The sequence below is a fragment of the Streptomyces sp. B1I3 genome, from assembly GCF_030816615.1.
Taxonomy (GTDB): domain Bacteria; phylum Actinomycetota; class Actinomycetes; order Streptomycetales; family Streptomycetaceae; genus Streptomyces.
In genome coordinates this window covers 1,555,293-1,578,477 of sequence record NZ_JAUSYD010000001.1, presented here as the reverse complement: position 1 = coordinate 1,578,477, position 23,185 = coordinate 1,555,293, and the positions used below count along the sequence as shown (strand labels likewise).

Sequence of the window (23,185 nt, the reverse complement as noted above, 5' to 3'; positions counted from 1 at the left end):
CGGCGGTGGCGGCGGGATATCCGGCGGGGGCGGGGGTGGCGAGGGGTCGGACGCCGGTGTCGTGGATCGAGTAATTTCGGCAGGCACCGCCGCGGCCGTGGCCAAGCCGGGTAGTGCGAGGGCGGCGGACAAGGAGCACGCGCCGGCGACGCGGGAGATCCGTCGCCGGAAAGTTACGTCCATGATGGCTCCAGGTGCTCTCGTGACGTGTTCCCCTCGCCTCCATGGGTTGGTCCTGCACGGGACACAAGCCACGGAGTTCCTGGCGCAGAACGGTGTATCGGTGTTCCATCGACTCCGGCCCGCTCACTACCTCCTGCAACTCGCGGGCCGACGGTCGCCCCAGAGCTCAGCGACCTTTCGGTGCCGCTCTGTTGCCTCATGCCCGCCGGAGAGCAACGACGCCGTGGGGCGGAAGCACTCCCGTCCTGCGGACCGCACGGGTGGTCCGCTCGATCTGGGACACCGCCCGGTTCAGCGGTGGTCATGATGCTCATGGTCATGACGGTCGTCCCGGCCATGACGTTCACCATCACGACGGTGGTCGGTGTCAGGCTCGCGGTCGCCTCCGAGTGGCACGGTGTCGCAGTAGACGACCGGCCCCGGTGTCGTCGACGGGATCGAGGTGTCGGACGGCATGCCGTCGGTCTCCAGCACCAGAATCCGGAGCTGCGAGTGCTGCTCGCCGGGTGGCATCGGTACCTGCCCGGTGTAGAAGGCGCGGTGGGAGGAGCCCGCGTCGATCGAGGTCAGCATTACGGTCGTGTCCTCCACAGTCACCCAGGCGAGGTCGTCGTCGGTGACACCCTCCCGTCGGTGCTGCACGACGGCCGCGATCCGCGGCGGCGTGGAGTCGGCCGGGTCGTACGAAGGGCCGGTGACGCTGACCGTCGCCGGGTCGCCGGGCTTCACCCGCAGTTCCCGGTCGGGAAGGATTCGTACCAGATCGGTGTGAACCGGCGAAAGCTCGGCGTCGCGGATGGAGTTGGGCTGGTAGCGGACCAGTGCGAGGTGGACGAAGGGCAGGTAGGTGTCCCCGGTGTCGAACTCCACGTCGCAGAACCGGTGGTCACCGTCCGGGTCGAATTGTGTGTCGAAGCCCATGACGGTGACGGTCAGTGGCCCGGCGGGCGACTGGAGGACGAGCCCGTCGGCCTGCCGCACCGCGTTGGTGAACGTGGAGGCTGTCGGAGCGACGACCCCGGCGGAGCGGTGGATGGGATCGCGGCCCATGACGGTGACCCAGGGGGAACCGGCGGAGGAGGCGCCGCCGCCCGACGCCTGTCCGAGGACCACTCCCAGGAGTTCGCCGTCTCCGGAGGAGAACCAGGTACGGTCCAGGAAGACGCGGATGCCGCCGCCGTGACGGAGCCGGACGACCGTGCCCGGCGGGCCGGGGACGGTCTCGAGGGACAGGGTGGGCATGCAGTACAGCGGCCGGGGCACCGCGGGCGGGGCGCTGCTGGGTACGGAGTATTCGACGGCCGCGCCCTCCGCGGTCAGTGCGGTGGGGTCCGTCCCGGCGAGCCGGGCCGGGAAGTAGTCGCCGAACTTCGTTCCGGCGACCGGGCGATAGCGAACCGTGCGGTGCTTGGTGTCACCGAACTCGTGTTTCGCCGGTACCGGTGGGTTCTTGGCCGGATCCGTCTTGGCCATGTCCTCGGCCGCCCGGGTACTGAAGGACAGGACGCCGTCCTGGAAGCCGGCGGACTCGTTGCCGGGGATGCCACTGGATGGCACGCGTGCCGTCAACAGGTCGAACACCGGTGTCCTGCGCGGGAGGTCGCGGCGGCCGGTCTCGCCTTCGTCCACCACGTCGTTCCATTCCGCGACGAGTCCCACCCGGTCGGTGCTGCCTTCGTCCAGCCTGATGGTGCCGATGAGGTGTTCGGCCGTCGCGCCCGCGGCACGGTGTGCCGCCTCCGGCTGCGGCAGGTCCAGTACGGGCTGTTTCAACGGCCGCTGCACGGCGTGCACGAGAGTGAGTTCCTGCCAGGGGGTGAACATCCAGTGGCGGCCGGCGGCGGCCAGTCGCAGGGCGGTGTCGGCGCGTTGCCGCTCCTCCGCCTGGCGGGCCATCTCCTCGGCAGCCTCGGCCTCCGGCGAAGGCTGCCGCACGGGCTCGGAGAGGTCCCGGCACCAGGAGGCGAGACCCATCATCTTCTCGTCGAAGTGAATCCCGGAGCACACCCGCACGGTGGCTGTCCCACCCTTCGGCAGCGACACCGTCAACACCCGGGAAACCGGGTCGAAGAGTGGTGGCGCGGTCCCCTCGGCCAACCTCAGCCGGAAGGAACGGGGCCGGTGCCAGACATCCCCGTCCCATGGGACTTCGAACGGCTGACCGGGTTCCATTCCGGGCAGATCCAGCAGGACCGCTCCGCTGACCAGGGGATCGGGCAGGTAGGGGAGTTCTATCTGCTCGCCCGTGTGCCGTGCGGTCCTCACCGGGTGCTGCGGGTCGGCCGCGGGGGAATCGACGGTTTCGACGTCGACGTCGGGCTGGTCCTGGTCGTCGAGCGAGCCGCTCTCGCGGGACGCGAGGCTGTAACCGGCTTCCCTGGCGGCGTGATCCTGCGAGCCCAGGGCCCCGTCGAGCAGCGCGTGCCGTTCGACGCACTGCAGCGATGCCTTCGGCGCGACAAGGTGGCGCTCGTCGATGCCGCTGTACGGAGCGTGACCCCCTGCGGTGAAGAGCGGCGACCGGTTCCGGTCTGCGGCATACTGCTCGGCGGTCCGGGCCGGTTCCTGACCCGGCAGTACGGCACCCGCGTCACCGCCGGCGGCGGCGTCGTGGACGCCGCAGTCGACCGCGAAACCGCTTTTGCGGCCTAGTTCGGTGAGGGACGCGCAACCGGGGTTGCCGTCGGCTCCCCTGCCCCGGAAGCCCTGGTCGTGCTGTTCGGCGGCGTAGGCGGCCTTGGTCTGGTCGCCGAAGAAGCCCGTCGGGCCGTCCGGGATCGGGTGGTGCAGGTCGATGAGGGCCTGCTGCACGACGCGTACGTCGTCATGGGTACTGCCGACCTGGACGTCGGCCAGCGCGACGACCCGCGTCCCCGTGCCGGGACCGCCGGCCGGACCCGGTCCGGTCCCCGGGGTGCTCCGGATCACCAGCCGATTAACCGATGCCCCCTCGCCGGGGGGCAGCCGGAGCAGCACGGCGGGAGCGGGGGCCGGCTCGAACCTCTGGAAGACGACCGGACCGTCACCGGGCAGCGTGAGGTCGTCGGCCGTGTGGGCATCCACCAGAGCGTCGGCCTCGCCGGGTGAGAGTCCGTTGCCCGCCAGGTCGACGGTGCGCAGCCGGACCCGGTACCCGTGGCCGAACCGCAACCGGGGGAGTGAGCCGTTCTTGGCCCTGACCCGGATTTCGAGCGGCAGTTCCGTCTCGGCCCGGTCGGTGGGCTCGATGACTTCCTCCGGCACCTCGTCCTTTATGCCCAGGACTCGTCCGGGGCGGGGAGCGGAATGCGACCACCCGTCCCATGTGATGAGGTTCTCGGGCACGTAGATCTCCTCGCTGCGGACGCCCTCCGGCGGGGAGACCAGGCTGGCCTGGAAGAAGCCTTCGTCGGACGCCGTGAGTAGCGGGTCGCCGCCACCTGGTGTCCGGTACTCCACCGAGCGTTCGTGCAAGGAGAACCAACGGTCGCGGGTGCTGTCCCACACGTCCATGCGGTGACCACGGACCAGGTCCTCGGCGTCCAGATCGGGCATGTTCATCGAATCAGGTCGATTCGGATCCTGTTCCTCCAGGGCCCTGGCGGCCTCGTGGTCGGCCTCGGCCGCCTTGGCGAAGTCGGCTTCGAGGACCCCGCTGCGTCCCTCCCTGACCAGGGACAGTCCCTGGGTGCGCACCGGGGACAGTCCCTTGCCGTCCTGGGGCGACGTGACGAGCTTCAGCGCGGCGGCGACGATGTCGGCCTGCTCGAGGGAGAAACTCTCCTCCGGCAGAGCCACCAGACCGCGGGCCGGGGAGGCCAGCGGGTCGGTCGCGAAGTTCCGGGGGCCGGCCGCGAAGACTTTCCGGTCGGGCAGAAAGACGTAACGAGTGCGTGGGGGCAGGTCGCGCGAACTCTCCCCGAGCCCGGACGTCCAGTGCGGGATAACGCTCAGGAAACGCTCACCCGAGGAGGGCGGGAGCCTGTCGGCAGGCAGGAGGAAGTCCAGGATCAGTCCGAGGCGCCGCAGAAGCGCCGGGTGATCGCCGAGCGAGGTGAGCATCTGATGGAAGTCGGGGTCCGGCTTCTCCGGAGGCGGGGCCGGCGGGGCCTCCCTGGCATCCAGCCCCGGAGAAGTCCTGTCCGAGGATTCGTGGAAGTCACGCAGCTGTGCGAGGGCGTTGCGCATGCCGACGGCTTCCTCGGTGCCGCCGCGCTCCGCTGCCAGGCCCTCCGGGGCCAGCAACCGGCTCATGACTGACCGCATTTCGGGCGGGCTCTCGGGGGATTTCCTGGCCGCGTCGGCGTAGGCCTTCCGCGTCGCCTTGCTCACGAGCGCGGCCGGGTAGGTGTGGACCGATTCGGCGGGGCGGACCATGCTCTCGAAGACGTAGGGCCGCAGCGGGGTGGCCTTACCGAAAAGCAGCTTCCAGAGCGCGGTGTCGGGTGCCGGACCCGACGGGGAGAGCGGACCGGTGAAGGAGGGGGAGACGCCGTCTCCGGGGCCGAACTCGAACGTGGCCGTGCGGACCTTGTCCGGCCAGGAGTGGAAGTCGGCGAACGGCTCCAGTGTGCCGCGCTCGGACCGGGGCGGGGGTTCCGGCGCCGGGTCCGTGTCCGGCACCCCCAGGCGGGGAGCGACGAAGACGGAGACGCGGACCTGGGTGCCGTCGGCAGACAGCCCGGCCGGGAGCACCGTCCATTGCACTTGCTGTTGGAATTTCATCCAGGGCTCCTCGGAGTTTCTACGGAGCGAACGCCAGGCAGTAGTCCTCCCAGTGCGTGTCCTTGTCGAAGCAGTCGACGAAGGTCGGATCGCCCGGTGAACCGGAGAAACTTCGCTCGAGACTGAGCGAGACGGACTTGCTGAAGAACGCGATCTTCACGCTCACCGTGAGGGTGCCCCTGCCACGGACCACCGACTCGTGCCCGTGCTTCTCATACGTGAGTTCCAGGTAGAACTCGACGGAGACGGTGATGATGCCCAGGACGTTCAGGAAGCCGTTGCACCGTAGATATCCGCCGACCGTCACGTCGTCGCCGTTGAGCTCGAAGCGTATGCCGGCCATGATCGACACCCCGCCGCTCGCCACGCCGAGGTTGAGGGCAGCACTGCCGCCGAACTCGATGGCACCCTCGGCCTGCCTGATCCCGTCGGAGTCGACCAGCATGGAGAAGTAACCACCGCCGCCGAACAGGGAGACGGTGACGTTGAAGGGGTGCTGCCGTTCGGAGACCGAGAAGCGGAAAGCGACCCTGCCGTCGTCCTCGAACGGGATCACCAGTTCCGCCGACAGTGAGACGTTCGCCAGTGTGAAGACGCCCAAGGTGATGGCGGGTAGGGCGAGCGTGTAGCCGGTACGGATGCCGCTCGGCTGTATGTCCACATAGGCGCCGGAGCCGAAGCCGTTGGCGGGCAGGGCGCTGCGCAGCGTGTTGATGAACTGCAGGCCTCCCAGAAACGCCAGTTCCAGGCCGGAAGCCGATACGTCCGGTTTGGTGCCGGGCGCGGCCTTGAAGCGCAGCTCTGCGATCTCCACCCGGGCGACGCCGGCGAACTCCAGTGCGACATCGGTCAGCCGGCCTTCGACCGACGACTTCTTCTCAGCCTCCGTCGAGGCGACCGTGCGGGCGTCCAGGATCAGCACCGAGTCGGACACGTCCAGGACGGCGGGGACCCCGCTGGGGTTCGCCAGTCTGGTCTTCCACACGTAGCGCAACTCCTTGCCCGCCCCGTCCACGAGGTCGCGGATCCGCAGCACGGGGGCGGGGAGCATGGCGCCGGCGCTGTCCAGGATGTTCTGGATCTCGCTGTCACCGAGCTGCCTCAGTCGCTCGAGATCGTCCTTGACGATGCCCGTCACGAGCTTGCCCAGGTCGATGAAGCCGAGCAGCTTCGCGGACCCGAACGCCTTTCTGATGTCGTCCACGGGCGCGGCGTCGAGGATCTTTCCGGTGCCTGTCTCGGCCTGGAAGACGTTCGGGACGACGCCCGCCCGTGCAGTGATCAGCTTGACCGAGGAGTTCGGCCGGGCGATACCGCCGGCCGCCTCCGCCCCGAAGGAGAGGTCGACAGCGTTGCACAGCTCGAGGTAGGCACCCGCCGGGTGCCCGGCCATGGTCTGGTTGAGATAGGTCTCGTTGAAGACGACGGGCACGTTTCCCGTGTCCGGGGTGAACTGCTCGACTGCGGGCACCCGCACCTCCGCGGCGGACACGGTGAGCAGGCCGGCCAGCGGATGCTGCCCTCCGGCGGTCCTCTCCGTCATACCGAAGGTGAGCTTGCCGACAGGGTGACTGGTGCTGCCGGGAGCGTCGGCGGGCGGCTGTGCCATCGCCATCACCTGGCCGTCCATCGACCGGTCGAGGCGGTTCCTCCGTTTCCCCTCCTCCGCGTACAGGGCCAGCAGGGTGGGCCCGTCATCCGCCCGCGAGGCGGGCACGAACACCAGCGGGGCGGTGAAGGTGACCGTGCGCCCCTCGTGGTCCGTGCCGTTCAGGGTGAACTCCACGTCACGGTCGGAGCCTTCGAGCTCCACCCAGAACGGCTTCACGTCGGCCTTCGGCTGCTCGTCGGCGTCGCGCTCCACCGGCTTGATCGGCGGGGTGACCCGGTCGGTGACGCGCAACGAGCTGAAGGGCAGCTCCCGCCCTTCGTGCCTGAAGCCGGTGCCCGCCCCGTACCGGACCTCCGGGTCCCTGAGGACGATGCGTTCCTCCTTCTGCAGGTAGGCCACTATGCCGTCGTCCGGCCGGGCGACGAACAGCCGCTTGAACTCACTCACCAGCAGCGCCGGCTGCCCGGGGGAGAGGAAGCCGCGGGTGACGACCCGGACGAACTGGTCACGCCCCAGGCCGGTGATGTGGTCATACCCCACCAGATCCGTGGGGTGCCTGCCGATGCCAGCGAGCTGAGCCCCGGCGGTCGTGGAGAGGTCCGCCCAGCCGCCGTGCAGATGGGCCGACGCCCGCAGGGGTGTGGCGATGAACTGTTCGGCGTGCAGCGGCGCGCTGGGCACGTCTATGGGCGCGCCTGTCCTGTCGACCAGTTCGGCCCGGCTGGTGAGAGTGACCAGGTCCTCCCGGTTCTCCTCGGTCAGAGGGACCTGCACCGCGACGGGCGCCCTGCCTCGGGCCCGGGCGAAGGCCCGCAGGAGTACGTTGCCGTCCTGTGCGCCGCGCAGCAGGGCGTGCCACAACGTGGTGCGCCCTTGCACGTCGTGGGGCTCGGTAGGGCAGGTCCAGTCCACGGGTTCGTCATAGGTGAGCAGCAGTCGGGTGGGGAACTCGAGGACGCTTCTGGGGATCCCACCGAAGACGGTCGTGCCGGGCTCGTCAGGGCTCTGCTGGTTGACCGGAACGGTGAGCGGCACCAAGCGTTCCCAGTCGAGCAGGGACGCCAGGGAGAGATCCAGGCTTTCGACGTCGTCGGGCACGGAGAAGGCGAGTTGGGACGCGCCGGAGGCGAACGCCTGCATGGAAGGTGACGCGGGTGTCGCCGGTCCCAGATTCGGGGCGACCTCCTCCAGAACGTGCTGGGGAGGCAGCCCGACCAGAACCAACGTCGGATCGCCCGGCTTCCGGCGTACCAGGTGCCGACCGTCGAATCGGAGGTTGATCAAGGTGATGTCGACGACGAGCATGTCCTGCGGACGCACCACCCGAAAGGGCCCCGGGACGCCGTCGTCGGAACGTGGGTGGGGGCCCGTGGGGCCGCCGGGATGCGGGTGGTCCCCCTGACCACCCGGGTGCGGCCTGTCGTCGTCCCGGTGCGGCCCGCCCCCATCCCGGTGCGGCCCGCCGGGGCGTTCACCCGGCCCGCCGCCCGGACCAGGTCGATGGCCCGGCCGTCCACCGGAGCCATGCCCGGGACCACCACCGAAACCGTGCCCGGGGCCGTCGTCGCGCTGGTGCCGCAACTGCTGCCGAAGTCTCGGCGAAGCAGGGCGGATGCCGAGGAAAGTCATGACGAACCCGTCATCGGAGGGAAGGGAAGGCGCCCGGATCCGGATCCCCCTCGAGGAGATCCGCTCTCCCCTTCATGCTCATCCCCATGGGCGCACCTCACCACTTGGGGCGTCATCGGGCCCCGCCTGCCCCCGCACCCGGCTTCGCCGATGCTCGCGGCAGGCACAGGCCGGGCTCTGCGCATATCCTCGAAGGAGCCGCCTCTCTCGCGAGGCGACCACCGCATCCGATGACAGACGCCCCTCCAGCGTTCATCGTCCTTCGCTCTGCCGACCGGTGAGCACCGGACCGGGCACCCGGCCGGCGCCCCAGAGCCTCGGCCCCCGGATCCGCCCGGTTTCCCGCGGCGCTGCAGGCACTGCCCGGAAGGCCGGACTCCTACGTGAGCCATGGAGCCGAGCGATGCCCGACACAACAAAGCTTCCCATCGTGTACGTGCGGGGATTCGCCGGCGACAGGGCCGGCATCGACAACGCCGTTCAGGACCCGTTCTACGGATTCAACGAAGGCTCCACACACGTCCGGGTGGGCCCCGAGGACAGCCCCAGCTTCCACCAGTTCGAAAGCCCCCTGTTGCGGCTGCACTTGGACGAGGGCTACCAGATCCTCGTCGAGGGAAGTCAGGAGGCATATCTGGACACGCACGACCACATCGAGCAGAAGAGCCTCTGGGTCGCGCGCTTCTACGACGTCTCCGCGAGTACCTGGAGCGGGGTCCCGCGGGAATTTCGGATGGAGGACGCGGCGCAGGATCTGCTGCGCCTCATCAGGAGGCTCAAAGAGCGGACCGGAGCGCCACGGGTCCACCTCGTGGCCCACTCGATGGGTGGACTCGTCTGCCGGTGCCTGATTCAGAAGATCCTCCCGGACGAGGGTGAGGACCCGGCCGACCACGTCGCCAAGCTGTTCACCTACGGCACTCCGCACGGCGGCATCACCTTCGACGCGGGCTTCGGAGTGCTGGAGCGGGTCAGGGACACCGTCGGGATCAACGGTGCAGACGTCTTCGGCCCGCGCAGGATGTACGAGTACCTCACCCCCACCGCCGAGCAGAGCGAGGACGGGCCGCCGCCCGGCTGGCGCGCCCGCGACATGCCGAGCGGATCGGGAGACTTCCCGGTCCGCCGAGTGTTCTGCCTGGTGGGCACCAACCCCACCGACTACGAGGTCGCTCACGGATTGTCCGCGGCCACCGTCGGAGCACGCAGCGACGGGCTGGTGCAGGTCGAGAACGCCCTCGTGCCCGGTGCCCACCGGGCGTTCGTCCACCGCAGCCACAGCGGCCGCTACGGGCTCGTCAACTCCGAGGAGGGCTACCAGAACCTGCGCCGCTTCCTCTTCGGTGACCTGCACATCACCGCGGAACTCGTCGGCTACGATCTCCCGCCCGACGACGGCCGCACGACCTGGCAGGCCGAGGTCAAACTATCCGTCCGCGGGCTGCCCATCGTGCTGCACGAACAGATGGCCGCCCACTGGTGCCCGATCCGCCTGCCTGCCGCTCACGAAAACAAGGCGGATTCCACGCCTGTCCTGCTCGCGACCACCTTTCTGACGAGTCATGCCCCACGGCCCGCGGGAAGCCAGACCCTGCGGCATGTACTGCATGTGCGGATCCTGTCCTTCCGGGAGCGAGACGGGTTTCTCCCCCTCACCGACCACGTGGAACAGAGCGCGGACTTCGCCGACTCCGTGGTCATCGACGTCCGTACGCGCCCGGCCACGCCCGCAGTCTGGGCGACATGGAACTCAACCATCCCCGGCACCATCAGGAACCACGAACCCGAGGGACCTCCTCTCGGCGACGAGGACCCGGACAGCGGTGAGTGGGTCGCACACGTCCCCTTCCCCGCCACCGCCACCCCGATCCTCGGTGACCGGGCGAGCATCCGGCTCAGCGTGCTGCCCTGGGAATGAGCGAGTCCCGCCGCGTCCGCCGCACCCGGTCGTGGCGGTCGTGATGACAACGACGGGGTCCTTCCCCGGAGTGCCCGGCACGCCTTCCGGCCGCAGGACTCAGCGCGGCGGCGTCGGCAGCCCACGAGCTCCGTCGAGCTTCGCACCCGTGAGGCGGGCTCCGGTCAGGTCCGCGCCGCGCAGGTCCGCTCGGGTCAGGTCGGCGCCCGTGAGGTCCGCGCCCCTGAGATTCGCGCCCGTGAGATCGGCGCCCGTGAGATTCGCTCCGGCGAGGTTCGCGTCCACCAGCTCCGCGAAGGGCAACTCCGCGACGGTCAGGCGTGCGCCGGACAGGTTCGCACCTTCCAGACCCGCGCTCAGCATGGAGGCTCCGGTCAGGTCCGCGGCACGGAGCACCGCGTCGTTCAGGACCGCGCTGGAAAGGATCGCGCCGTTCAGTTTCGCGCGGGTCAGGTCGGCAGAGGTCAGGTCGGCAGAGGTCAGATCCGCGACGGTCAGGTGCGCGTCGGACAAGTCCGCGTGAGTCAGGGACGCGCCGACCAGGAGAGTCCTCGTCAGATCGGCTGTGCGCAGGACGGCGTCGTTCAAGGCCGCACCACTCAGATCCGCATGGCCCAGTTTCGCCCCGGACAGGTCCGCCTTCCGGAAGATCGCGTCGGTGAAACTGCTTGTGCCCTCCTCGGACGTCCACCCCCGCAGATCGGTGCGGCTGAAGTCGAGTCCGGATGCCTCGGCGACACCGCGCGGCCGTCTGGCCAAGACATCCATCACCGCTTCGATATCGGCTCCCGGCGACAGCTCCGCGGTGGTGGTGCGTCGCTCCTCGGCGTCGGCTTCCGGAGGCGGGGCGTGCCGACGCACGTACGCGGTCAGGACCGAGACCACTGTGGGATGGTCGCGAGTGGAGTCCTGCATGATGCGTTCCAGGCCGTAAACCCCTCCCAGACGCACGTCCAGGGAGTCGGAACCCAGGTTGCTGATCGCCGCGTTGAACCGATTGGTGATCTGGCCCTGTTCGCTGATCCGCAGTTCCTTGCTGGCCTGGCCAACCTGCAACCAGGTGAACAGCAGCGCGGCCAGCGAAGCCAGTCCCGGCAAGCTGACCACCATGAGGCCGATCCATTCCCTCTGCCTTCCGGCCGTGGGAACCTTCGCGCCGAGCCGCTGATTTCGTTGTCGTCGGCTTCGCCCCCCGGCGCGCCGGTGCGCGATCCGGCGCAACCGCCCGCTGCCAACGTTCTTTGTCACCTTCCCCATGCCACGTCACCGAGCCGCAGGAGCCATGACGCCACACCGTCGAGGCACACGAACGGGTGTGCGCAGACGCCGTGCGGGAGACAGGAGGAAGTTCGGGGCTCGCCGATCGGGGACGGCAGGCGCAAGGCGGGAGGGCCGTCGCCGGTTCCCCGTGCACGCCGGCGTACCCCGTCTCCACCGGCCGTCCCGGCGAACCCGGGGCCCTGTTTCGCCAACGGGGACGGGGCAACCCCTGGCAGCGCGAGGCTGATGTCGGATTTCCGCCAGCCATGCCGCTGTCGGTGCCGGATGCTTGAGCCATGCACACCGACACCGAGCGCTGCGTGCGGGCCGTCCGGTCGAAGGACGCCCGCTTCGACGGCTGGTTCTTCACCGCGGTCCTGACCACCCGGATCTACTGCCGGCCCAGCTGCCCCGTCGTGCCGCCCAAGGCCCGCAACATGACCTTCTACCCCAGCGCCGCCGCCTGCCAGCAGGCCGGGTTCCGGGCGTGCAAGCGCTGCCGTCCCGACACCAGCCCCGGATCCCCGGAGTGGAACGCCCGCGCCGACTCCGTCGCCCGGGCCATGCGCCTCATCCAGGACGGCGTCGTGGACCGCGAGGGCGTACCCGGACTCGCCGCACGGCTCGGCTACTCGGCACGGCAGATAGAGCGCCAGCTCCTCGCCGAGCTCGGTGCCGGGCCGCTCGCCCTGGCGCGCTCCCAGCGCGCCCAGACCGCACGGGTACTGATCGAGACCACCGGCCTGCCGATGGCCGAGGTGGCGTTCGCCGCCGGATTCGCCTCCATCCGCACCTTCAACGACACGGTGCGTGAGGTCTTCGCCCTCTCCCCGGGGGAGCTGCGCACCAGGGCGGCGCGGGGGACCGCGGTGCCCGCCACCCCCGGGATCATCGCCCTGCGACTGCCCTACCGCGCACCCCTCAACCCCGGCAACCTCTTCGGCCATCTCGCCGCGACCGCCGTGCCCGGGGTCGAGGAATGGCGCGACGGCGCCTACCGCCGCACGCTCACCCTCCCGCACGGACACGGTGTCGTGTCGCTCTCCCCGCAGCCCGGCCACATCGCCTGCCGTCTCTCCCTCACGGACCCGCGCGATCTCACCCGGGCCATCAGCCGGTGCCGCCGCCTGCTCGACCTCGACGCCGACCCGGTCGCCGTCGACGACCAGCTGCGCACCGACCCGCTGCTCGCCCCACTGGTCGAGGCGGGTCCCGGGCGCCGGGTGCCGCGTACGGTCGACGCGGCGGAGTTCGCCGTGCGCGCCGTGCTCGGCCAGCAGGTCTCCACGGCCGCCGCCCGCACCCACGCGGCCCGCCTGGTCACCGCCCACGGCACACCGGTCGAGGACCCCGAGGGCGGTCTGACGCATCTCTTCCCCGCTCCCGGGGCACTGGCCGGGCTCGACCCCGAGGCGCTCGCCCTGCCGCGCAGCCGGCGCACCACCCTCACCACCCTGGTCACCGCGCTCGCCGGCGGGTCCCTGCACCTGGGGGAGGGCACCGACTGGGAGCAGGCCAGGGCCGAGCTGGGGGCGCTGCCGGGGTTCGGTCCCTGGACGACGGAGGTGATCGCCATGCGCGGCCTCGGGGACCCGGACGCCTTCCTCGCCACCGACCTCGGCATCCGCCGTGCGGCGGAGCGGCTCGGCCTCCCCGCGACCCCGGCCGCTCTCACCGCACGCGCGGCGCGCTGGCGCCCCTGGCGGGCGTACGCCGTGCAGTACCTGTGGACCGTCGACGACCACCCCATCAACCACCTGCCCGTCTGAGGGAGCAAGGACGAACCATGACCACCCCATCCCCGACGACCAGGCAGCACACCGTCGTCGACAGCCCGTACGGGGCGCTCACGCTGGTCGCCACCGGCGGTGCGCTGTCCGGCCTGTACATGACCGACCAGCGGCACCGCCCGCCCGAGGAGACCTTCGGCGACCCGGACGACCGGCCCTTCACCGAGACCGTCCGCCAGCTCGACGCCTACTTCGCGGGCGAGCTGACGGAGTTCGACCTGCCGCTCCACCTCCAGGGCACCGTGTTCCAGCGCGACGTCTGGGCCGGGCTCCGACGCATCCCGTACGGCGAGACACGTTCGTACGGCGAACTCGCCGCGGAGCTCGGCAGGCCCGGCGCCTCCCGCGCGGTGGGCCTGGCCAACGGCAGGAACCCGGTCGGGATCATCGTTCCCTGCCACCGGGTCGTCGGAGCGTCGGGAGGCCTGACGGGATACGGCGGCGGGCTGGAGCGCAAGCAGCGGCTGCTCGCCTTCGAACGAAGGGCGCACGACGGGACGCCGACCCTGTTCTGAGGCCGGCTCCGGGCCCGGACCGGCCGCCGGCGACCGGCCCGCGGAGATCAGCCGGGGCCCTCCGGAGCCGCCCGTGTCCGCCCGTGAAGAGGGGCCGTCCGCGTCAGCCCGTGAAGATCTCGACGACCGACCAGATCGCGAGGGCCAGCATGCAGAGGCCGCCGATACGCTGCACGGTCTTCAGCGGGATCCGCTTGGCGATGAAACGCCCCGCCAGCAGGGCCAGCGCGGACACGGACATCAGGGCGGCGGCCGCGCCGACGGCCGTCGACCACGTGCCGTTGCTCGCGGCGAGGTTCGCGGTGGTGATCTGCGTCAGGTCGCCCCACTCGCTGATGAAGACCGCCATGAAGGCGGTCGAGTAGACCGGCCAGAAGCCGGTCACGGTCCGGACCTCCTGACCCTCGTCCTCGTCGCCGCCGCCACTGCGCAGCAGCATGAACGCGCCGAAGGCGAAGAGGGCGGCCGACACCAGTTTGACGATCCAGCCGGGGAGCAGACCGATCAGTCCGCCCGCCCCGACCGCGATGGCGACGTGCACGACGAACGCGGACGACGTGCCGAACCAGACGTAGAGCGGGCGCATGCGGGTGCCCATGGCCAGAGAGGCGAACATGGTCTTGTCGGGGAGCTCCGCGAGGAAGATCAGCCCGAAGGCGGTGAGGATCGCCAGGGGGTCGAGATGCATTCCGGGTGGCCTTCTGTGAGAGCCGGGCCCCGGGCTTCCGCGAAGCACCACTCGGGCTTCAGGAGGACCACGGCCCGGCATGACGGCGACGCCCGCAGGGCGCGGGCGTGTCATACCTGACCGAAGGTCTCGCCCACCCGTAAGGATCTACGAGCCCGGCCACCGGGAACCCGGAGGCTCCAGTGTGTCGACGACCGGTTTTCGGGGCTACTCCCCTTCGCAGCCGTCCACGATACCCCACCGGGCCTGCACGGCAGCGATCGGTACAGTCTCGGGGTGATCATCCGTGACACCACCGGGAGTGCCCCCGCATGAGCCGTCGCACGCGCCGGACCGCCGGCGAACCCGGGCCGGCCCGGCCCACCGTCAGCGTCTGCCGGGGCTGCTGCTGCGGTACCCCGAAGATCCCCGGTGTGGACCACGCCGGCCAGCTGGCGCACCTGCGGCGGTCACTCGACGGGAGCGCCACCGTGCGTGCCGTGGAGTGCCTGGACGCCTGCGAACAGGGCAACGTCATCGTCGTACAGCCGTCGGCCGAGGGGCGCCGGGCCGGTGGGCGGCCCGTATGGCTCGGGCTGGTCAACGACCCCCACGCCGTCGACGACATCGTCAGCTGGGCCCAGGACGGCGGCCCGGGCCTCGCGGACCCGCCGGACATCCTCGACCTGTACGTCTTCCGCCCCTCGCGCCGCGTACGGGCGGAGCTGGAGCGCTGACGGCCCCGGGCCGGACCGGTCCGGGCCGGCCCTCCGCGGACAGCCGGTCCGGCGGCGCCGGGAGCGCCGTCCCGATGGATGCGCGGATCGTCGCCCCGGCCCCGGTTCGCCGTACGGGCCCGGCTCCGCGTCCACGACGACGAGCCGGGCCCCTGTCCGGCCGCGATGCCCGCCGGACAGGCGAAGGGCCGCACCTGCCGGGTCGTGCCCGCCGCGATGACATTTCCGCCGGCACCCCATAGGGTCCGCCCCATGGCCAAGGTCACCGTTGCTCTGGACGCCGAACTCGTCGTGGAAGTCATGGTCCTCGCGGGGGTGGGCAACCCGCAGGACGCCGTCGAACTCGTCGTGCGCGACTACATCGCGCGCGGCCACCGCACCGAGGCGCGGGCGGCCGCCCACGACGACGCGCGTCGGGAGGCCGACGCCCGGCCTCAGGACCCGCAGGGCTGAGCCCTCAGCGGGCGGCCGGTTCGCCGTCCTCCAGCTCGGCCGTGCCCGCCCCGGAGTCCAGCACGTCCAGCGCCGCCCGCACCCGCAGCCCGAGCGGGCCCGGGAGGTACCCGTCGAGGGCGGCGCGCTCCACGAGCTTCCAGGACAGCAGCTCCGCCTCCTGGAGCCGGATCGCCGCGAACTGCTCGTCGGACAGGACACCGCCGTCGTACAGGTACGCGGCGATCGGTGGGCGGGCGGTGCCGCGCGCCCAGTCGACCGCGAGCAGCCGGCCCGGCTCCAGATCGAGGCCGATCTCCTCCGCCGTCTCCCTGCGCGCGGCCTGCCGGGGACCCTCGCCCGCGTCGGACTCGACCGTGCCGCCGGGCAGCGCCCAGCCCGCGCGGTAGTTCGGCTCGACGAGCAGGATCCGTCCGGTCCCGTCCCGGAACAGCGAGGCGGCCGCGGCGAGGACCCGGGGCAGGCCCGCGATGTAGGTGGCGTAGTTAGTGGTGGTCACGCCTGGCAGCGTACGGGCACCGCGGGCCGGGTTCCGGTGGCCATGGGCAGACGGGGGGTGGGCCGGATAGGGTCGGGGCGGCGCGACTGCCTGTTCGAAAGCAAGGGATGCAAGGTGACGGACGGAGCAGTGATGAAGACCGCCCGCGTGCTCGTCGCGGCGGACAAGTTCAAGGGCTCGCTCACGGCCGTACAGGTCGCGGAGCGGGTGACGGCCGGGCTGCGGCGCGTCGTACCCGATGTGCAGGTCGAGACCCTGCCCGTCGCGGACGGCGGCGACGGCACGGTCGCGGCGGCGGTGGCCGCCGGATTCGAGCGCCGTGAGGCGCGGGTGACCGGGCCGCTGGGGACGCCGGTGGACGCGTCCTACGCGGTACGCGGGACCACCGCCGTGGTGGAGATGGCGGAGGCGTCCGGCCTCCAGCACCTGCCGGCCGGGGAGTTCGCCCCGCTCACGGCGACCACGTACGGCTCCGGTGAACTGCTGGCGGCCGCGCTGGACGCGGGTGCCCGGACGATCGTGTTCGGTGTGGGCGGCAGCGCGACGACCGACGGCGGCGCGGGCATGCTCGCCGCCCTCGGGGCCCGCTTCCTGGACGCGGACGGCAAGCCCGTCGGCCCCGGCGGCGGCGGGCTCGCCGACCTGGCCGAGGCCGACCTGTCGGGGCTGGACCCGCGGGTGGCGGACATCGACCTGATCCTGGCCAGCGACGTGGACAACCCGCTCACCGGGCCGAAGGGCGCGCCCGAGGTGTACGGGCGTCAGAAGGGCGCCACCGAGGAGGACATCGCGGTCCTGGACGCGGCGCTCGCGCACTACGCCTCCGTACTGGGGCCCGAACACGCCGAGCTCCCCGGAGCCGGCGCCGCCGGCGGCATCGGTTACGGGGCCCTGGTCGCCCTGGGCGCACGCTTCCGGCCCGGTATCGACGTCATGCTCGACGTCCTGGGCTTCGCCCCGGCGCTCGCCCGGGCCACGCTCGTCGTGACGGGCGAGGGCTCGCTCGACGAGCAGACCCTGCACGGCAAGGCCCCGGCGGGCGTGGCCGCGGCGGCCCGCGCGGCCGGCGTGGAGGTCGTCGCCGTCTGCGGGCGTCTGGCCCTGCCGGCCGAGGCTCTGGGCCGGGCCGGCATCCGCCGGGCCTACGCCCTGTCGGAGCTGGAACCCGACCCGGCGGTCTCCATGGCACAGGCGGGCCCCCTGCTGGAACGCGTGGCCGAGTCGATCGCCCGCGACTTCCTGTCCTGAGGCGACCCCGCCCCGCGGTGCCCGGCACCGCGGGGCGGCGCCCGTCCGGGGCGGCGGCCCCGAGCCTGTGCGGGGCGGCGGCGGCCCGCCCTCTCACAGCGGCGCCGACAGCTCGAACGCGTACAGGGCCAGCATCATCTCGACCAGTTCCCGCGGCTGTGACAGGGACCGGGCCGTCAGCTGCTCCAGCCGCCGCAGACGGTTGAGCACCGTGTTGCGGTGGCAGTACAGGCGGCCCGCCGCCCGCCCCGCCGACCCCCCGCACTCCAGCCACGCGTCCAGCGTCCGCACCAGCAGCGCACGGTCCGCCGGGTCCAGGGCCAGCAGCGGCCCGAAGACGTCGGCGAGCAGCCGTGCCGACAGCTCCGGCTGGCTCGCCACCAGCGCCGCCGGCAGCCGCTCCTCCAGCCGTACGATCCCCGCCGTGCCCGGTGGGCAGGTCAGCAACGCCACATCGGCCAGCCGGCGGGCCGCCCCCAGTTCGGCGAGGCCGTCCACCGGCGGACCGATCCCGCCGGGGCCCGGACACCACCGCGCCAGCAACGGGGCGAGCCCGGCCGGGTCGTGGTCCGCGAGGGCGACGACGAGGATCTCGCAGTCGGCCCGCGTCCGCCGGAAGAACCGCATGCCGTCCGCCGCCGTGCTCAGGTCCGCCGGCCCGCACCCGCCCGCCCGGAACACCACCACCGTGTAGCGGCCCTGCTCCGGCAGCCCGAGGGCGGCGGCCGCGCGGGCCGCGAGACCCGGCTCCTGCGGCCGCCCCTCCAGCAGGGCGTCGAGCAGCGCCTGGCCCTGCTCGTCACTGCGCCGCTGCATGTTCCCACTCCGATCTGCGGCCGTCGGACGGCCCGTGTGCGGCCGAGCCGCTCATGGCTGGTGAGGATGCCACCGGCCGCGCGGGGGCGGACAGCGGATCGAATCCCACTGTGCGCGTGCACAACCGCCCCCTCGGATCGCTGGTCAGCCGCAGCGAGTGCGCCGTACCCCGTGGACGCGCGGCGCGCCCCCTGCTGGTCTGTGGCACCACAACGACCAGTCGGAAGGAGGAGGACGCATGGCAACGCTCGAGATCCGCGGACTGTCCGTGGGCTACGGCCCGGTACGGGCACTGCGCGACGTCTCCGTCGACGTGCCGGCCGGCGCTATCACCGCCGTTCTCGGTGGCAACGGCGCCGGCAAGACCACGCTGCTGCGGGCCGTATCGCGGACCCTCGGCTTCCACCGCGGGACGGGCACGGGCAGCATCCGCTTCGACGGCCGGCCCCTGGACGGGTTGCGCCCCGCCCAGGTGGTGGCCGCCGGGGTGATCCAGGTGCCGGAGGGCAGGCAGGTGTTCGCCCGGATGACGGTGGCCGACAATCTGCGGGCCGGCGCGCTCGGGGCCCGCGGCGGGCGCAGGACCGTCGCCGCCGCACTCGAACGCGTGCACGAACTGTTCCCGGTCCTCGGCCAGCGGGCGCACCAGCGGGCCGGCCTGCTGTCCGGTGGCGAGCAGCAGATGCTGGCCATGGGACGGGCCCTGATGGCCGGCCCCAGGCTGCTGCTCCTGGACGAGCCGTCCCTCGGCCTCGCGCCGCTGATGGCCACCCGGATCGCCGAGACCATCCAGGAGATCAACGCGGGCGGCACCTCCGTGATGCTCGTCGAGCAGAACGCGGCCATCGCGCTGCGGCTCGCCTCCACCGCGTACGTCCTGGACGTCGGTGAGGTCGCCCTCCACGGACCGGCCGACGAGCTCGCCGCCTCCGACGAGGTACGCAGGCGCTACCTGGGCGTGGTCGACGAGACGGCCGCCGAGGACGCGACGCAGGCTGTCGCCGGCCCGTCGCGGTCGCTGAGCAGGTGGTCCGCATGAGCGCCGCCCCCGCCACCACGGCGCCGGCCACCGCCCCGGCCGCGCTCGCCGTCCGCGAGGTGACCGTGCGCTTCGCCGGCCTCACCGCCCTGGACGCGGTCTCCTTCACCGTCGAACCGGGCAGCGTGCACGCCGTCATCGGGCCCAACGGCGCCGGCAAGTCCACCACCTTCAACGTGCTCTCCGGCGTCTACCGCGCCACCTCCGGCTCCGTCCACCTCGGTTCCACCGAACTCACCGGGCTCGCCCCGCACCGGATCGCCGGCCTCGGCGTGGCCCGCACCTTCCAGAACCTGGCCCTGCCCCCGCACGCCACGGTCGCCGACAGCCTGCTGCTGGGCCGGCACCGCCTCACCCGCACCGGCTTCGTGGCAGCCGGACTGCGGCTGCCGTCGGCGGCCCGCGAGGGCCGCCTGCACCGTGCGCGGGTCCGGGAGATCGCCGAGTTCATCGGCCTGGAGAAGGAGCTGGAGACGCCCGCCGGGATCCTTCCGTACGGGAAGCAGAAGCTCGTCGAGCTCGGCAGGGCGCTCTGCATGGAACCGCAGGTGCTGCTTCTCGACGAACCCGTCGCCGGCATGACGGCCGACGAGCGGCGCCGCGTCGCGGCCGTCGTCGCCGACGTACGCGACAGCCTGGGCATCTCGATCGTGCTGGTCGAACACGACATGGGCGTGGTGATGCGGCTCGCGGACGCGGTGACCGTACTCGACTTCGGGCGCAGGATCGCCGGCGGGCGGCCCGCCGAGGTGCAGAACGATCCGGCCGTCGTCCAGGCCTACTTGGGGACTCAGGAATGACCACCTTCATCGAACTCCTCCTCGGCGGACTCGCCATCGGATCGGTCTACGCACTGATCGCGCTCGGTTTCGTCGTCATCTTCAAGGCCACCGAGGTCGTCAACTTCGCGCACGCCTCCCTGCTGCTGGCGGGCGGTTACGTCACCGCGGTCCTCCACGACGACATCGGTTTCTGGCCCGCGCTCGCCGTCGGCATCGCGGGCGCCGCGGTCGTCGGCGCCGCCGTCGAGTTCCTCGTGATGCGCCGCTACCGGGGCAGTGACCACAGCGTCCTCGCCATCGTCACCATCGGCGTCGACATCCTCATCACCACCGAACTCACCCGGCGGATGGGTACGGAGGTCCTCGCCCTCGGCGACCCGTGGGGCGACGGCGTCGTCACCGTCGGCGGCGTCACCCTGGCACAGACCCGCATCGCGGCCTTCGTCGTCGCCGGACTGCTCATCACTCTGTTCCTCCTCGCCTTCCGCTACACCTCCTGGGGCGTGTCGATGCGGGCCGCCGCGGAGAACCCGCAGACGGCGGCCCTGATGGGGATCAGGCTCGGCCGGGTCTCGCTCTCGGCCTGGGCGGTCGCCGGGGCCCTCGCCGCGGTCGCGGCCCTCTTCCTGACCGTCTTTCCCACCCCGGGGCTGGAGCGGGCCACCTCCTTCGCGGCGCTCAAGGCGTTCCCCGCCGCGATCCTCGGCGGCCTGGACTCCACGACGGGCGCCCTGGTCGGAGGCCTCGTCGTCGGGGTCACCGAGTCGCTCGCCACCGGCTACCAGAGCGACCTGTCCTTCCTCGGACGCGGTATCGGGGACCTCGCGCCCTACCTCGTGATGATCGCCGTCCTGCTCATCAGGCCGGCGGGACTGTTCGGCACGAAGGAGCTCGCCCGTGTCTGAGGCCACGTCCACCACCGTCAGGGACGCCGACGCGTCCACCGCGCCGGCCGCCGGTTCCCCGAAGCCGCTCGCCGCGGGTCTGCGGCGGCCCCGCACCTATCTCTGGCTCGCCGGATCCGTCCTGCTCCTGCTGCTCCCCTTCTACCTGGACCGCTTCTGGCTGCAGGCAGGACTCTTCGCGATGGCCGCCGCGATCGGCGCCATCGGCCTCAACCTGCTCACCGGCAGCACCGGCCAGCTCTCCATGGGCCACGCGTTCTTCCTCGCCGTCGGCGCGTACGGCTACAGCGTCCTCGCGGGGGAGAGCAACTCGGAGAACGGCCACGAGATCAGCGGGCTCGGCCTGCCGACCTGGCTCGCCGCGATCCTCGCCGTCCTGCTGGCGGGTGCCGCGGGCGGACTGTTCAGCCCGATCGCGGGCCGGCTGCGCGGCGCCTACCTCGGCATCGCCACGCTCGCGCTGATCTTCATCGGCCAGCACGTGCTCTTCAACGCGGGTTCGCTCACCGGCGGCTTCAACGGCCGTTCCGTGCCCCCGCTGTCGCTGTTCGGCTTCACGTTCGACGACACCGAAGTGGTCGTCGCGGCAGTGCCCTTCCAGTCCTCCGAGAAGCTCTGGTACGTGGCCCTGCTCGCCCTCGCCGCCGGCGGTCTCTTCGCCCGCGGCGTGCTGCGGAGCAGGCCGGGCCGTGCGCTGAACGCCATCCGTGACCACCGGATCGCCGCCGGTGTGATGGGCGTCCCCGTGGCACGGTACCGGGCCGCGGTGTTCGTCCTGTCCTCCATGTACGCGGGGCTCGCGGGTGTCCTGCTCGCCCTGGTCTTCCAGCGGACCGTGCCCGAGTACTTCGGCATGGTCCTGTCCCTCGAGTACCTGGCCATGATCGTCATCGGCGGGCTCGGCAGCGTCGCGGGAGCCGTCGTCGGCGCCGCGTTCGTCTCGCTGCTCCCGCAGGTGCTGACCCACTACAGCGACTCCCTCCCCTTGGTCTCCGCCCCCGGTACGGGCGGCATCGCACCAGGTGAGGCGTCCCGCTACCTGTACGGCGCCGCGGTGGTCGCGGTCGTCCTGTTCCTGCCCGGCGGCATTGCGCGTCCGAAGAAATCTGGGGAGAAGAAATGAAACTGCGTGTCTACGGAGCGGTCCTCGCGACCCTCACCCTCGCCGTGACGGGGTGCAGCGAGAAGGCGAAGTCGGGAGACGACACGGCCGCGGACAAGAGCGGTGTGAAGACGGGCGAGGGGGTCACCGACACGAAGATCACCCTCGGTGCCCTCACCGACATGACCGGCGTGTACGCCTCGCTGGGCAAGAGCGTCACCCAGGCCCAGCAGCTGTGGGTGAAGCAGACCAACGCCGCGGGCGGCATCTGTGACCGGCAGATCGAGCTGACCATCCGTGACCACGGCTACGACCCGCAGAAGGCGGTCGCGGCCTACACCGAACTGGAGCCGAACGTCCTGGGCTTCTCCCAGTTCCTCGGCTCACCCTTCGTCGCCGCCGTCGAACAGCGCATCGACGGTCAGGACAAGGCGGTCGTACTGCCGCAGGCCTGGTCGGCGAACCTGCTCGGCTCCAAGTACATCCGGGTCATCGGCGCCACCTACGACATCGAGACGATCAACCTGATCGACTACCTCCTCGACGAGAAGCGCATCGCCAAGGGCGACAAGATCGGCCACGTCTACTTCGAGGGCGACTACGGCGAGAACGCCCTCGCCGGCTCCAAGCACGCGGCGAAGGAAGCGGGGCTGACGATCGTCGAGCAGAAGATCAAGCCCACCGACAACGACATGACCGCCCAGGTCTCGGCGCTCAAGCAGGCCGGCGTCAAGGCGATCGTCGTCAGCGCCGGACCCCGCCAGGCGGCCTCGCTGGTCGGCGTCGCGGCGGCCACCGGCTTCGACGTCCCGGTCGTCGGCAACAACTCCGCCTACGCGCCGCAGCTCCTCGCCACCCAGGCCGGTGCGGCCCTGCAGAAGGACTACTACATCGGCGCACCCTCGCTGCCCATCGGCGACCCCGCAAAGGGCACGTCCGACCTCGCCGGGGCGTACGCGGCGGAGTACCCGAAGGACGGCCTGGACAACGGGGTCATCGCCGGTTACCAGGCGGCGTCCCTCTTCGGTGAGGCGCTGAAGAAGTCCTGCGCGTCCAAGGACCTCACCCGTGCCGGTGTCGACAAGGCGCTGCTCTCCGTCAAGGGCTTCGGTGACTTCGGGGTCGAGCACGACTTCACCGACCCGGAGGCGCCGTCCAGCCGGGAGACCGTCGTCATGAAGCCGGACGCGAAGTCCTCGGGTGGGCTCAAGGTCGTCCGCCCGGCCGAGGTCGCCCCGGCCGCGGAGACCTTCACGCGTTCCTGATCGTGCCCGCACGGCGACGGGCCCGGCCACGGGGGCCGGGCCCGTCGCCGTGCGGGCACGA

Annotated in this window: 17 protein-coding genes; 11 read left to right on the top strand and 6 right to left on the bottom strand. The window is 71.5% G+C overall.

The window, feature by feature from the left end; translation table 11 throughout:
- Positions 1 to 474: 474 nt before the first annotated feature.
- Complete coding sequence (locus QFZ58_RS07330) at positions 475 to 4,887, bottom strand: peptidoglycan-binding domain-containing protein (RefSeq protein WP_307124101.1); 4,413 nt, start codon at positions 4,885 to 4,887, stop codon at positions 475 to 477.
- Positions 4,888 to 4,906: 19 nt separating this feature from the next.
- Positions 4,907 to 7,822, bottom strand: a complete 2,916-nt coding sequence (locus QFZ58_RS07325; RefSeq protein WP_307124100.1) for a hypothetical protein — start codon at positions 7,820 to 7,822, stop codon at positions 4,907 to 4,909.
- Between the two features lie 709 nt (positions 7,823 to 8,531).
- Here QFZ58_RS07325 and QFZ58_RS07320 point away from each other — a divergent pair.
- On the top strand, positions 8,532 to 10,046 hold the full coding sequence (locus QFZ58_RS07320) for a triacylglycerol lipase (protein WP_307124099.1): 1,515 nt from the start codon (positions 8,532 to 8,534) through the stop codon (positions 10,044 to 10,046).
- Positions 10,047 to 10,145: 99 nt separating this feature from the next.
- Here QFZ58_RS07320 and QFZ58_RS07315 read toward each other — a convergent pair whose 3' ends face one another.
- Complete coding sequence (locus QFZ58_RS07315) at positions 10,146 to 11,303, bottom strand: pentapeptide repeat-containing protein (protein WP_307124098.1); 1,158 nt, start codon at positions 11,301 to 11,303, stop codon at positions 10,146 to 10,148.
- A gap of 299 nt (positions 11,304 to 11,602) precedes the next feature.
- On the opposite strand from QFZ58_RS07315, the gene QFZ58_RS07310 reads away from it, so the two are divergent.
- Positions 11,603 to 13,075 (top strand): AlkA N-terminal domain-containing protein, encoded by a 1,473-nt coding sequence (locus tag QFZ58_RS07310; protein WP_307124097.1) that lies wholly within the window; start codon positions 11,603 to 11,605, stop codon positions 13,073 to 13,075.
- A 17-nt stretch (positions 13,076 to 13,092) separates the two neighbouring features.
- Positions 13,093 to 13,611 (top strand): methylated-DNA--[protein]-cysteine S-methyltransferase, encoded by a 519-nt coding sequence (locus QFZ58_RS07305; RefSeq protein ID WP_307124096.1) that lies wholly within the window; start codon positions 13,093 to 13,095, stop codon positions 13,609 to 13,611.
- Between the two features lie 103 nt (positions 13,612 to 13,714).
- Here QFZ58_RS07305 and QFZ58_RS07300 read toward each other — a convergent pair whose 3' ends face one another.
- Positions 13,715 to 14,299: a TMEM165/GDT1 family protein gene (locus QFZ58_RS07300; protein WP_307124095.1), complete on the bottom strand. Its 585-nt coding sequence runs from the start codon at positions 14,297 to 14,299 to the stop codon at positions 13,715 to 13,717.
- A 311-nt stretch (positions 14,300 to 14,610) separates the two neighbouring features.
- Here QFZ58_RS07300 and QFZ58_RS07295 point away from each other — a divergent pair, with 311 nt between their 5' ends.
- Entirely contained in the window at positions 14,611 to 15,015 is a 405-nt protein-coding gene (locus QFZ58_RS07295) for a (2Fe-2S) ferredoxin domain-containing protein (protein ID WP_307124094.1), read from the top strand.
- A gap of 252 nt (positions 15,016 to 15,267) precedes the next feature.
- Positions 15,268 to 15,468 carry a type II toxin-antitoxin system VapB family antitoxin gene (locus QFZ58_RS07290; protein WP_307124093.1) on the top strand — a complete coding sequence of 67 codons (201 nt, stop codon included), beginning with the start codon at positions 15,268 to 15,270 and terminating at the stop codon, positions 15,466 to 15,468.
- A 4-nt stretch (positions 15,469 to 15,472) separates the two neighbouring features.
- Here QFZ58_RS07290 and QFZ58_RS07285 read toward each other — a convergent pair whose 3' ends face one another.
- A complete protein-coding gene (locus tag QFZ58_RS07285; RefSeq protein ID WP_307124092.1) occupies positions 15,473 to 15,967 on the bottom strand; it encodes an NUDIX hydrolase in 495 nt (164 codons plus the stop codon).
- 132 nt (positions 15,968 to 16,099) lie between these two features.
- Between QFZ58_RS07285 and QFZ58_RS07280 the strand changes: the two genes are divergently transcribed.
- Positions 16,100 to 17,215, top strand: coding sequence for a glycerate kinase (locus QFZ58_RS07280; RefSeq protein ID WP_307124091.1), 1,116 nt, complete (start codon positions 16,100 to 16,102; stop codon positions 17,213 to 17,215).
- A gap of 93 nt (positions 17,216 to 17,308) precedes the next feature.
- Here the strand turns inward: QFZ58_RS07280 and QFZ58_RS07275 are convergent, their stop codons facing one another.
- Complete coding sequence (locus QFZ58_RS07275; protein ID WP_307124090.1) at positions 17,309 to 18,031, bottom strand: CdaR family transcriptional regulator; 723 nt, start codon at positions 18,029 to 18,031, stop codon at positions 17,309 to 17,311.
- Between the two features lie 238 nt (positions 18,032 to 18,269).
- On the opposite strand from QFZ58_RS07275, the gene QFZ58_RS07270 reads away from it, so the two are divergent.
- Genes QFZ58_RS07270 through QFZ58_RS07250 form a run of 5 tightly spaced genes read left to right on the top strand, consistent with a single transcriptional unit; the run spans position 18,270 to position 23,124 of the window.
- Positions 18,270 to 19,070 (top strand): ABC transporter ATP-binding protein, encoded by an 801-nt coding sequence (locus QFZ58_RS07270; protein WP_307124089.1) that lies wholly within the window; start codon positions 18,270 to 18,272, stop codon positions 19,068 to 19,070.
- Complete coding sequence (locus QFZ58_RS07265) at positions 19,067 to 19,870, top strand: ABC transporter ATP-binding protein (protein ID WP_307124088.1); 804 nt, start codon at positions 19,067 to 19,069, stop codon at positions 19,868 to 19,870. Before QFZ58_RS07270 ends, QFZ58_RS07265 begins: the two co-directional genes overlap by 4 nt.
- Positions 19,867 to 20,757 (top strand): branched-chain amino acid ABC transporter permease, encoded by an 891-nt coding sequence (locus QFZ58_RS07260; RefSeq protein WP_307124087.1) that lies wholly within the window; start codon positions 19,867 to 19,869, stop codon positions 20,755 to 20,757. Before QFZ58_RS07265 ends, QFZ58_RS07260 begins: the two co-directional genes overlap by 4 nt.
- Complete coding sequence (locus QFZ58_RS07255; protein ID WP_373428529.1) at positions 20,750 to 21,880, top strand: branched-chain amino acid ABC transporter permease; 1,131 nt, start codon at positions 20,750 to 20,752, stop codon at positions 21,878 to 21,880. Before QFZ58_RS07260 ends, QFZ58_RS07255 begins: the two co-directional genes overlap by 8 nt.
- A complete protein-coding gene (locus tag QFZ58_RS07250) occupies positions 21,877 to 23,124 on the top strand; it encodes an ABC transporter substrate-binding protein (protein WP_307124086.1) in 1,248 nt (415 codons plus the stop codon). The genes QFZ58_RS07255 and QFZ58_RS07250 overlap by 4 nt, the downstream gene beginning before the upstream one ends.
- Positions 23,125 to 23,185: the final 61 nt, after the last annotated feature.